Origin of the sequence: Hydrogenophaga pseudoflava (assembly GCF_031020795.1) — a bacterium.
Taxonomy (GTDB): Bacteria; Pseudomonadota; Gammaproteobacteria; order Burkholderiales; family Burkholderiaceae_C; genus Hydrogenophaga; species Hydrogenophaga pseudoflava_A.
This window is the reverse complement of record NZ_JAVHJP010000009.1, coordinates 178,075-187,644: the sequence shown is the minus strand read 5'-3', so window position 1 is coordinate 187,644 and position 9,570 is coordinate 178,075. Positions and strand designations below refer to the sequence as shown.

12 protein-coding genes and 3 tRNA genes are annotated in these 9,570 nt (G+C 66.4%); 1 reads left to right on the top strand and 14 read right to left on the bottom strand.

Features of this window, described 5'->3' with window-relative positions; translation table 11 throughout:
• The 12 genes from RCO38_RS23030 to trpE all read right to left on the bottom strand — a co-directional run.
• Positions 1-131, bottom strand: a 131-nt coding sequence (locus RCO38_RS23030; RefSeq protein ID WP_308329836.1) for a GTP-binding protein, incomplete at its 3' end; no start/stop codon positions are given.
• Positions 132-174: 43 nt separating this feature from the next.
• Positions 175-249: transfer RNA gene (locus tag RCO38_RS23025), tRNA-Thr, on the bottom strand.
• 78 nt (positions 250-327) lie between these two features.
• A tRNA-Gly gene (locus RCO38_RS23020) sits at positions 328-401 on the bottom strand.
• A 33-nt stretch (positions 402-434) separates the two neighbouring features.
• Positions 435-520: transfer RNA gene (locus RCO38_RS23015), tRNA-Tyr, on the bottom strand.
• Between the two features lie 17 nt (positions 521-537).
• The gene (locus RCO38_RS23010) at positions 538-1,308 is read right to left on the bottom strand and encodes a uracil-DNA glycosylase (RefSeq protein WP_308330855.1); all 771 of its coding nucleotides are present in this window, start codon (positions 1,306-1,308) and stop codon (positions 538-540) included.
• A 39-nt stretch (positions 1,309-1,347) separates the two neighbouring features.
• Positions 1,348-2,148: an indole-3-glycerol phosphate synthase TrpC gene (gene trpC / locus RCO38_RS23005; protein ID WP_308330854.1), complete on the bottom strand. Its 801-nt coding sequence runs from the start codon at positions 2,146-2,148 to the stop codon at positions 1,348-1,350.
• A complete protein-coding gene (locus RCO38_RS23000; RefSeq protein WP_308330853.1) occupies positions 2,141-2,284 on the bottom strand; it encodes a hypothetical protein in 144 nt (47 codons plus the stop codon). Before RCO38_RS23000 ends, trpC begins: the two co-directional genes overlap by 8 nt.
• Before the next feature lie 8 nt (positions 2,285-2,292).
• Entirely contained in the window at positions 2,293-3,360 is a 1,068-nt protein-coding gene (trpD, locus tag RCO38_RS22995; protein ID WP_308330852.1) for an anthranilate phosphoribosyltransferase, read from the bottom strand.
• Positions 3,361-3,376: 16 nt separating this feature from the next.
• On the bottom strand, positions 3,377-4,030 hold the full coding sequence (locus RCO38_RS22990) for a LysE family translocator (RefSeq protein WP_308330851.1): 654 nt from the start codon (positions 4,028-4,030) through the stop codon (positions 3,377-3,379).
• A 19-nt stretch (positions 4,031-4,049) separates the two neighbouring features.
• Entirely contained in the window at positions 4,050-5,123 is a 1,074-nt protein-coding gene (ltaE, locus tag RCO38_RS22985) for a low-specificity L-threonine aldolase (protein WP_308330850.1), read from the bottom strand.
• Positions 5,120-5,713, bottom strand: coding sequence for an anthranilate synthase component II (locus RCO38_RS22980; RefSeq protein WP_308330849.1), 594 nt, complete (start codon positions 5,711-5,713; stop codon positions 5,120-5,122). Before RCO38_RS22980 ends, ltaE begins: the two co-directional genes overlap by 4 nt.
• A complete protein-coding gene (gene trpE, locus RCO38_RS22975) occupies positions 5,710-7,209 on the bottom strand; it encodes an anthranilate synthase component I (RefSeq protein ID WP_308330848.1) in 1,500 nt (499 codons plus the stop codon). The genes RCO38_RS22980 and trpE overlap by 4 nt, the downstream gene beginning before the upstream one ends.
• 364 nt (positions 7,210-7,573) lie before the next feature.
• Between trpE and RCO38_RS22970 the strand changes: the two genes are divergently transcribed.
• The gene (locus tag RCO38_RS22970; protein WP_308330847.1) at positions 7,574-8,179 is read left to right on the top strand and encodes a chalcone isomerase family protein; all 606 of its coding nucleotides are present in this window, start codon (positions 7,574-7,576) and stop codon (positions 8,177-8,179) included.
• Here the strand turns inward: RCO38_RS22970 and gph are convergent.
• Both gph and rpe read right to left on the bottom strand, forming a co-directional pair.
• Positions 8,169-8,876, bottom strand: a complete 708-nt coding sequence (gene gph / locus RCO38_RS22965) for a phosphoglycolate phosphatase (RefSeq protein ID WP_308330845.1) — start codon at positions 8,874-8,876, stop codon at positions 8,169-8,171. The genes RCO38_RS22970 and gph overlap by 11 nt on opposite strands.
• Positions 8,876-9,553 (bottom strand): ribulose-phosphate 3-epimerase, encoded by a 678-nt coding sequence (gene rpe / locus RCO38_RS22960; RefSeq protein WP_308330843.1) that lies wholly within the window; start codon positions 9,551-9,553, stop codon positions 8,876-8,878. Before rpe ends, gph begins: the two co-directional genes overlap by 1 nt.
• Positions 9,554-9,570: the final 17 nt, after the last annotated feature.

The window sequence follows — 9,570 nt, the reverse complement described above, 5'->3', positions numbered from 1 at the left end:
GCGGCGCCACCGAACTTGGCAGCCAGCACCGTGGTGATGGCAGCCGTCAGGGTGGTCTTGCCGTGGTCCACGTGACCGATGGTGCCCACGTTCACGTGCGGCTTGGTCCGCTCAAATTTCTCTTTTGCCATTTTTCAGCTCCAAAACAAAATTGCCGAAACACCAGAACAAAGATGGTGCCCTTGGCGGGAATCGGACCCGCGACCTCTCCCTTACCAAGGGAGTGCTCTACCACTGAGCCACAAGGGCCAAGACGTCCGGCACACACCGGACACCCTGAAATTCAAACTCCGCGTCCGCAGGTCAGGCGGAAACAACAACCGGATATGGAGCGGGAGACGGGAATCGAACCCGCGTCATCAGCTTGGAAGGCTGGGGTTCTACCATTGAACTACTCCCGCACAGATTTCCATCGCTCTCACATCTGCAGTCATTGGTGGAGGGGGCTGGATTCGAACCAGCGTACTCGTAAGAGGGCAGATTTACAGTCTGCTGCCATTAACCACTCGGCCACCCCTCCGCAAACGCAGCCCAACATTATGCCACGATTTTTTCGGCCGTGTCACGCGCCTGCACCAACGACCAGTTGATCGGCGCAACACCCTGCTCCGACAGCCACCGGTTGGCCAGCCCAAAATGGCCGCAACCCAGGAACGGGACCGGACCTCGGGTGGCCGACAAGGGCGAAGGATGGTTCGCACACAGTACTTTGTGGCGGGAAGCATCGATCAGGTCGGCCTTCTTCTGGGCGTGGGCACCCCAGAGCATGAACACTTTGGGCGTCGCCGAAGCGCTGCAGGCCTGGATTGCAGCATCAGTAAGCACTTCCCAACCCCGTCCAGCGTGGCTGCCTGCCTGGCCATCCTCCACCGTCAGACTGGTGTTGAGCAGCAGCACACCTTGCCGCGCCCACGGCACCAGGGAGCCGCCCTCGGGCACCGCCAGCCCCAGGTCACGGCTTTGCTCCTTGAAAATGTTGCGCAGGCTCGGCGGCTTGCGCACACCCGGCGCCACAGAAAACGCCAGCCCTTCGGCCTGACCAGGCCCATGGTAGGGGTCCTGGCCGACGATCACCACACGGACTTCGGCCGGACCACCCCACGAAAAGGCTCGCAGCGGCTCAGGGGGATAGATCACGGCGCCATCGCGCAGACGCGAGCGCAGGAAAGCCAGCAACCCCTGTCCGGCCCTGCCCGACCAGAAATGATCGAACACCGGCCGCCACGCTTCAGTGATCGGCCACTGGGCCGGGTCGACCTCTCTGAGCCAGGGCACGACATCGGTCGATGGCCGCCCTGCCGGTGCCATGCCGTCCCAGTCGAAGGAGTCCTGTCTCATGGACGCTGTTCAGGCGAACAGTTCGGCCAGGGCCAGCCCCGGCTCGGGCGCGCGCATGAAGGCCTCTCCCACGAGGAAGGCGTGCACACCGGCGTCGCGCATGGTTCGCACATCCCCTCGCCCGAGAATCCCGGACTCGGTGACCAGCAACCGGTCCGCCGGAACTTCGGGCAGCAGGTCCAGTGTGGTCTGCAAGGACACCTCGAAGGTCCGCAGGTTGCGGTTGTTGATGCCCACCAGCGGGGTCTTGAGCTTGAGCGCTCGGTGCAGTTCGGCGCGGTCGTGCACCTCCACCAGCACCGACATGTTCAGGCCGAGGGCAAGGGCCTCCAGGTCGGCCATCTGCGCATCGTCCAGGCAGGCGGCGATCAGCAGGATGCAGTCGGCGCCCATGGCCCGGGCTTCGTAGACCTGATAGGGGTCGACCATGAAATCCTTGCGCAGCACCGGCAGGTCGCAGCTGGCGCGGGCCTGCTTGAGGTAGTCGGTGCTGCCCTGGAAGAACTGGCGGTCGGTCAGCACCGACAGACAGGCCGCGCGGACCGTTCCATCGCCCTCGGCGTAGCTCTGGGCGATGTCGGCCGGGATGAAATCGGCGCGGATCACGCCCTTGCTCGGGCTGGCCTTCTTGATCTCGGCGATCACCGCAGCCTGGCCGGCTGCGATCCTGGCGCGCAGCGCGCCCTCGAAGTCGCGCGTGAGCACGCGGCTTTCGGCGTCGAAGCGCACCGCCTCCAGCGGCTTCTTCTTGCGCGCCGCAGCAATCTCTTCGTGCTTGACCGCCACGATCTGGTTCAGGATGTCACTCATGTTTCTGCGATTCCTCGGGCTGCGGAGTCTGCAGCACCTTCTTGATGACGCGGTGCATGACCACACCGGCGACGATGAACAGCACGGAGACGCCCAGCGCGATCCAGGCGCCCTCGTTCTGCAGCCAGACCGGCACGGCGCGCCTCAGATGCCCGTGCCGGCCGTGGCCGACTGGGTGAAGGCCTGCAGCTCGTGCAGTTTGGCAGCGGCGGCGCCCGACTCGAGCGTGCGGCGCGCCAGCGCGATGCCCTGCACCATGTCGGGCACCACATTGGCGGCGTAAAGCGCCACGCCAGCGTTGAGCGCCACGATGTCTTTGGCCGCCTTGAGCGCCGGCTCGTCGCGGTTTTCCAGCACGCCCAGCAGCATGGCCTTGGAATCTTCGGGCGTCTCCACGCGCAGCGCCCGGCTGCTGGCCATGGTCAGGCCGAAGTCTTCGGGGTGGATTTCGTACTCGGCGATCTCGCCGTCCTTGAGTTCGCCCACCATGGTCGCGGCACCCAGCGACACCTCGTCCATGCCGTCGCGGCCATAGACCACGACCGCGTGCTCAGCACCCAGGCGCTGCAGCGCGCGCACCTGGATACCGACCAGGTCGGGGTGGAACACGCCCATCAGGATGTTGGGCGCGGAGGCCGGATTGGTCAGCGGACCCAGGATGTTGAAGATGGTCTTGATGCCCAGCTCGCGGCGCACCGGCGCCACGTTCTTCATGGCGGGGTGGTGGTTGGGGGCGAACATGAAACCCACACCGACCTCGGCGATGCATCGCGCGATCTGCTCGGGCGCCAGGTTGATGTTGATCCCCAGGCTCTCGAGCACGTCGGCGCTGCCGCTCTTGCTGGAGACGCTGCGCCCCCCGTGCTTGCTGACCTTGGCTCCCGCCGCCGCGGCCACGAACATGGAGCAGGTGGAGATGTTGAAGGTGTGGGAGCCGTCGCCGCCGGTGCCCACGATGTCCACCAGGTGCGTCTTGTCGGCCACGTGCACCTTGGTCGAGAACTCGCGCATGACCTGCGCGGCCGCAGTGATCTCGCCGATGGTCTCCTTCTTCACGCGCAGACCGGTGATCAGCGCCGCCATCATGACCGGCGACATCTCGCCGCTCATGATGAGGCGCATCAGGTGCAGCATCTCGTCGTGGAAGATTTCGCGGTGCTCGATGGTGCGCTGCAGGGCTTCCTGCGGGGTGATCTTGTGGGTGTGGGGCATGGCAAGTCTCCGGAAATCAGCGGGAAGGATTGTCGGACAGGGCGAGCTTGAGGCCGAAGCCGATGAACATCAGCCCGGCGGCGCGGTCCATCCAGTGCATGGCGCGCTGCACTGCGCCGACGCGCCGCGAGGCCCAGCCGGCGAGCCAGGCGTAGCCGAAGTTGATCGGCAGCGAGTTGAGGTTGAACAGCAGGCCCAGCAGCAGGAAGGCCGCCACCTTGTTCTCGGTGCCGGGGGCGATGAACTGCGGCACGAAGGCCAGGAAGAACAGCGCCACCTTGGGGTTGAGCACATTGGTCAGAAAGCCCTGGCGGTAGACGCGCCACAGGTTCGTGGCCACCACCTCGCCCCGGGCCTCTGCCGGCACGATGGAGGAACCGCCCCCCCGGGCCAGCAGCAGCCGCAGGCCCATCCACACCAGATAAGCCGCGCCGGCCCACTTGAGCGCAGTGAAGGCGGTGACCGACGTGGCCAGCAATGCGCCCACACCCAGGGCCGCGGCGAACACATGCACGAAGCAGCCGCTGACGATGCCCAGCGCGGCGACCATGCCGGCGCGCACGCCGCCTCTGAGCGCGCTGCTGACGATGTAGAGCACGTCCGGGCCGGGCGTGAGGTTGAGCAGCCAGCCCGCCGCGATGAACATGAGCAGTTGCGTCGTGTCGGGCATGGCGATGCGGCTCCCTGGTTCAGTAGGGGCCGGTGCGGCCGCTGCTGGCGTTGGTCGCCGGCGCTTGCGCGAAGAAGCGGCGCACGGTGGCGATGGCGTGGTCGATGCCGGCGGCATCCACGTCCAGGTGGGTGACAAAACGCAGGCCGATCAGTCCGGTGGCCAGCACGTCATGTGCCTTCAGGAACTCCAGCAGCGCCGGGCCGCGCCCATCGGCCACATCCACAAAGACGATGTTGGTCTGCGCCGATTTCACCGTCAGGCCGTCGATGCCGGACAGGCCCTCGGCCAGGCGCCGGGCATTGGCGTGGTCATCGGCCAGGCGGTCCACATGGTGGTCCAGCGCGTGCAGCGCGCAGGCGGCCAGCAGCCCGGCCTGGCGCAAGCCGCCCCCGGCCATCTTGCGGATGCGGCGGGCGCGGCTGATCACTTCGTGCGATCCGCACAGGGCGGAGCCGACCGGCGCACCCAGCCCCTTGCTGAAGCAGACCGACAGGCTGTCGAAAGGGTCGGCGATGGCGCGCAGGCGGGCAAACGCGCCCTGCCCCGGCGCGGCCGAGGCCACGGCGGCGTTGAACACGCGCGCGCCGTCGAGGTGGGTGTTCAAACCCTTTTCCCGCACCAGCGCCGTGGCGCTGTGCAGGTACTCGTCGGGCATCACATGGCCGTTCCAGGTGTTCTCCAGGCACAGCAAACGGGTGCGGGCGAAGTGCGGATCGTCGGGCTTGATGGCCGCCGCGATGTCGGCCAGCGCCATGTGGCCCTGCGCGTCCTGCGTCAGCGGTTGCGGCTGCACGCTGCCGAACACCGCCGCGCCGCCGCCTTCGTAGCGGTAGGTGTGGGCCAGCTGGCCGACGATGTACTCGTCGCCCCGTCCGCAGTGCGCCAGGATGCCGCACAGGTTGCTCTGCGTGCCCGAGGGCATGAACAGCGCCGCTTCCTTGCCGGTGAGCGCCGCGATGCGCTCCTGCAGCGCGTTGACCGTGGGGTCGTCGCCGAACACGTCGTCGCCGAGCTTTGCTTCCATCATGGCGGCGCGCATGGCCGCCGTCGGCTGGGTGACGGTGTCGCTGCGCAGGTCGACGGTCTTCATGCCTGTCCCAGGAAGTTCTTCAGCATCGCATGCCCATGCTCGGTCAGGATGCTCTCGGGGTGGAACTGCACGCCTTCGATGGCCAAGGTCTTGTGCTTCACGCCCATGATCTCGCCATCCGGCGTCCAGGCCGTGACCTTCAGGCAGTCGGGGCAGCTCTCGCGCTCGATGGCCAGCGAGTGGTAACGGTTGACGGTGAACTGCTCGGGCAGCTTCGCGAACACGCCCTCCTGCGTGGTGGTGATGACGCTGGTCTTGCCGTGCATCAGCTCCTGCGCGCGGACGATCTTGCCGCCAAACGCCGCGCCGATGCTCTGGTGGCCCAGACACACGCCGAGGATGGGCAGTTGGCCAGCGAAGTGCTGGATGGCCGGCACCGAGATGCCGGCTTCGGCCGGTGAGCAGGGACCGGGCGAGATCACCAGACGGTCGATCTGGCCGGCGTCCAGGCGGCGCTGGATCTCGTCCACCGTGATCTCGTCGTTGCGCACCACGGTCACATCGGCGCCCAATTCGCCGAAGTACTGCACGATGTTGAAGGTGAACGAGTCGTAGTTGTCCACCATCAGCAGTTGAATCCTCTTGCTCATTCCAGCCCCTCCTCGACCAGTTCCGCTGCGCGCAGCAGCGCGCGCGCCTTGTGCTCGGTTTCCCTCCATTCCATCTCGGGCACCGAGTCGGCCACCACGCCGGCCGCAGCCTGCACATGCAGGGTCTGGTCCTTGATGATGGCGGTGCGAATGGCGATGGCCACGTCCATGTCGCCGGCGTAGCTGAGGTAGCCGCAGGCGCCGCCGTAGATGCCGCGCTTGACCGGTTCGAGCTGGTCGATCAGTTCCATGGCGTGCACCTTGGGCGCGCCGGTCAGGGTGCCGGCCGGGAAGGTGGCCTTGAGCACGTCCATGTTGGTCATGCCGTCGTTCAGCACACCCTCGACGTTGCTCACGATGTGCATCACGTGGCTGTAGCGCTCGACCACGAAGGCCTCGGTCACCTTGACCGAGCCGATCTTCGCGATGCGGCCGATGTCGTTGCGCGCCAGGTCGATCAGCATCACGTGCTCGGCGCGCTCCTTGGGGTCGGCCAGCAGTTCGACCTCGGTCGCCTTGTCCTTCTCGGGCGTGGCGCCGCGCGGTCGGGTGCCGGCCAGCGGGCGGATGATGACCTTCTGCCCCTCTTCGGTGTGTTCCTGGCGCACCAGGATCTCGGGCGAGGCCCCCACCACGTGGAAATCCCCGAAGTGGTAGTAGTACATGTAGGGCGACGGATTCAGCGAGCGCAGCGCGCGGTAGAGCGACAGCGGCGATTCGGTGTAGCGCTTGCTGATGCGCTGGCCCACCTGCACCTGCATGAAGTCCCCGGCGGCGATCAGCTCCTTGGCGCGCTCGACCGATTTCAGGTAATCGTCCTTGGCGAAGCTGCGTTGCGCCGGATGGCTCTGGCTCGGCTTGACCACCGGCGCGGCCACCGAGTACTTGAGCGCTTCCTTGAGTTCGCGCAGGCGCTTCTTGGCGTTGGCATAGGCCTCGGGCTGGGCCGGGTCGGCGTAGACGATCAGGTAGAGCTTGCCCGACAGGTTGTCGATGACCGCCAGCTCTTCGCACTGCAGCAGCAGGATGTCGGGCGTGCCCAGGGTGTCGGGCGGGCAGCTGTTTTCCAGCTTTTTCTCGATGTAGCGCACCGCGTCGTAGCCGAAATAGCCGGCCAGGCCGCCGCAGAAACGCGGCAGGCCGGGCCGCAGAGCGACCTTGAAGCGCTGCTGGTAGGCGGCGATGAAATCCAGCGGGTTGCCGTGGTTGGTCTCGACCACGGCGCCGTCACGCACGACCTCGGTCTTCGCATGGGCGCCGAAGCCGCTGGCGCGCAGCAGGGTGCGCGCGGGCAGGCCGATGAAGCTGTAGCGGCCGAAGCGCTCGCCGCCGACGACGGATTCGAGCAGGAAGCTGTGGGCGCCGTCGCCCCGGCCATGGGCCAGCTTCAGGTACAGAGACAGCGGTGTTTCGAGGTCCGCAAAGGCCTCGGCCATCAGCGGGATGCGGTTGTAGCCCTGTTGCGTGAGGCTTTTGAATTCGAGTTCGGTGATCACGGTTCTTGCTCCGCGGTGCCTGGGAAGGACCAGGGACCGTCTGTGGGGGATGCGGCCGAATCGGCTGCAGGCTTGCGGGGCGTGAACCAGACGCTGCGGACCGGTCCGGGCCCCTTCAGAGGGGGGAGTGCACGTTTACGCTGGCTTGCGCCAGGGCCAGGCTCCCCGGCCATTGCGGCCAGGTGCGAAACCTGCGGAGAACGTGAAACAGACGAACATGACGGCGCAGTGTAGCAAAGCGCGCCGCCCGCGAGGTGCCGGCCATCGACCGACGAACACCTCAGGGTCATCCCGAGCTTGTTTCGGGTGTCGGGTTTGCGGACAATGCAAAAACGAACGATCGTTCTATTTGGAGCAACATCCCATGAACACGCCACGTCTTCACCCGTTTGCGCCCCGGCTCGTCCTGGCGACGTCCCTCGCCGTGGCCAGCCTGCCGGCACTGGCAGCGACGGTGGACGTGGCAGGGGTCAAGCTCGAAGACCGGGTGACATTGGCCGGAAAGCCCCTGACCCTCAACGGTGCCGGCGTCCGCTACAAGGCGGTGTTCAAGGTCTACGCCGCCGGCCTCTATGTGGAAAAGCCCGCCAGCACACCCGACGCGCTGCTGGACCAGCCCGGCCCCAAGCGCATGACCATCACCATGCTGCGCGACATCGACTCGGCCGAACTGGGCAAGCTGTTCTCCCGCGGCATGGAGGACAACATGGAGAAGGGCGGCTTTGCCAAGCTCATCCCGGGCGTGATGCGCATGAGCCAGGTGTTCACCAACCACAAGGTGCTCAAGGCAGGAGAGAATTTTGTCCTCGACTGGATTCCCGGCACCGGGACCGTGCTGACGGTCAAGGGCCAGGTGGAAGGCGAGCCCTTCAAGGAACCGGAGTTCTTCGAGGCGCTGATGCGCATCTGGCTCGGTCCCAAGCCGGCCGACTGGCAACTCAAGGACGCCTTGCTCGGCATCAAGAAGTAAGGCGCTGCGCCAGCTCCAGCAGCGAGTCCACCAGCAGGTCGTGCGGGGCTTGTGCAATCGGCTGGCCGTGGTTGTAGCCGTAGGTGACAAGCGCCACCGGACAGCCCGCGGCCCGCGAAGCCTGTGCGTCGTTCTGGGAGTCACCCACCATCAGCGCCTGCGCGGGCGGCACGCCCATGGCCGCGCAGGCGCCGAGGATGGGCATCGGGTCGGGCTTCTTGCGCTCGAAGCTGTCGCCGCCGAACACCCAGCCAAAGTACCCGTCCAGCGCCTTGGCCTTGAGCAGTCCCTGAGCGAACGTCAGCGGCTTGTTGGTCAGGCAGGCCATCGGCAGCCCACGGGCCTGCAGCGCCGACAGGCCTTCGACCACCCCCGGGTAAACGGCAGAAAACACGCCATTGATGCGCAGGTAGTGGTGCTGGTAGCGCTGCCAGGAGGGCTCGTAGAGCGTGTCGACACTGCGCGCCTGGCAGACATTGGACAGTCCGGTCACCTCGGGCAGGGCCAGCTGGTGGGCCAGCACCGAGCGGATCAGGTGTTCCGAACCCTTGCCGACGGTGCGTTCGATCAGGGCGCGCGTGACCGGCTGCAGGTCCAGGTCGGTCATCGTGCGGTTGAGGGCCTCCTCAAAGTCGCCCAGCGTGTCGACCATCGTGCCGTCGAGATCGACGATCACCGCCTTGATGTCGGCCAGCATCAGGCCAGCGCAGCGCGCATCTGATCGATCACGCTCTTGTAGTCCGGCTTGCCGAAGATGGCGCTGCCGGCCACGAAGGTGTCGGCGCCCGCGTCGGCCACGCGGCGGATGTTGTCGGCTTTGATGCCGCCATCCACTTCCAGCCGGATGTCCTTGCCGCTGGCTTCGATGCGCTTGCGTGCCTGTTCGATCTTGCGCAGCGCCGAATCGATGAAGCTCTGGCCGCCGAAGCCGGGGTTGACGCTCATGATCAGGATCAGGTCGATGTCCTCGATCACCCAGTCCAGCACGTCCAGGGGCTGCGCGGGGTTGAAGGTCAGGCCGGCCCGGGCGCCCTTGGCCTTGATGGCCTGCACGCTGCGGTGCACGTGGGCGCTCGCGTCGGGGTGGAAGCTCACCAGGTCGGCACCGGCGTCGATGAAGGCACCGGCGAGCGCGTCCACCGGCTGGATCATCAGGTGCACGTCGATCGGCACCGGCGTGCCGTCGGGCTTTTTCGCATGCGGCTTGAGCGCCTGGCAGACCATGGGGCCGAAGGTCAGGTTGGGCACGTAATGGTTGTCCATCACGTCGAAGTGGATCCAGTCGGCGCCGGCGGCGATGACGTTTTTCACTTCCTCGCCCAGGCGGGCGAAATCGGCGGACAGGATGGACGGAGCGATGCGGTAGGTGGTCATGAAAGGGTCAGGATGGG

Excerpts from the sequence above, each read along its gene's own strand:
- gph (WP_308330845.1), bottom strand. The coding sequence starts at position 8,876 with ATGCTGGCCGACATCAAGGCGGTGATCGTCGATCTCGACGGCACGATG.
- RCO38_RS23010 (WP_308330855.1), bottom strand. The coding sequence starts at position 1,308 with ATGGCACCGGCAGGGCGGCCATCGACCGATGTCGTGCCCTGGCTCAGA.
- RCO38_RS22980 (WP_308330849.1), bottom strand. The coding sequence starts at position 5,713 with ATGAGCAAGAGGATTCAACTGCTGATGGTGGACAACTACGACTCGTTC.
- trpD (WP_308330852.1), bottom strand. The coding sequence starts at position 3,360 with ATGCCCCACACCCACAAGATCACCCCGCAGGAAGCCCTGCAGCGCACC.
- RCO38_RS22990 (WP_308330851.1), bottom strand. The coding sequence starts at position 4,030 with ATGCCCGACACGACGCAACTGCTCATGTTCATCGCGGCGGGCTGGCTG.
- RCO38_RS22970 (WP_308330847.1), top strand. The coding sequence starts at position 7,574 with ATGAACACGCCACGTCTTCACCCGTTTGCGCCCCGGCTCGTCCTGGCG.
- rpe (WP_308330843.1), bottom strand. The coding sequence starts at position 9,553 with ATGACCACCTACCGCATCGCTCCGTCCATCCTGTCCGCCGATTTCGCC.
- ltaE (WP_308330850.1), bottom strand. The coding sequence starts at position 5,123 with ATGAAGACCGTCGACCTGCGCAGCGACACCGTCACCCAGCCGACGGCG.
- trpC (WP_308330854.1), bottom strand. The coding sequence starts at position 2,148 with ATGAGTGACATCCTGAACCAGATCGTGGCGGTCAAGCACGAAGAGATT.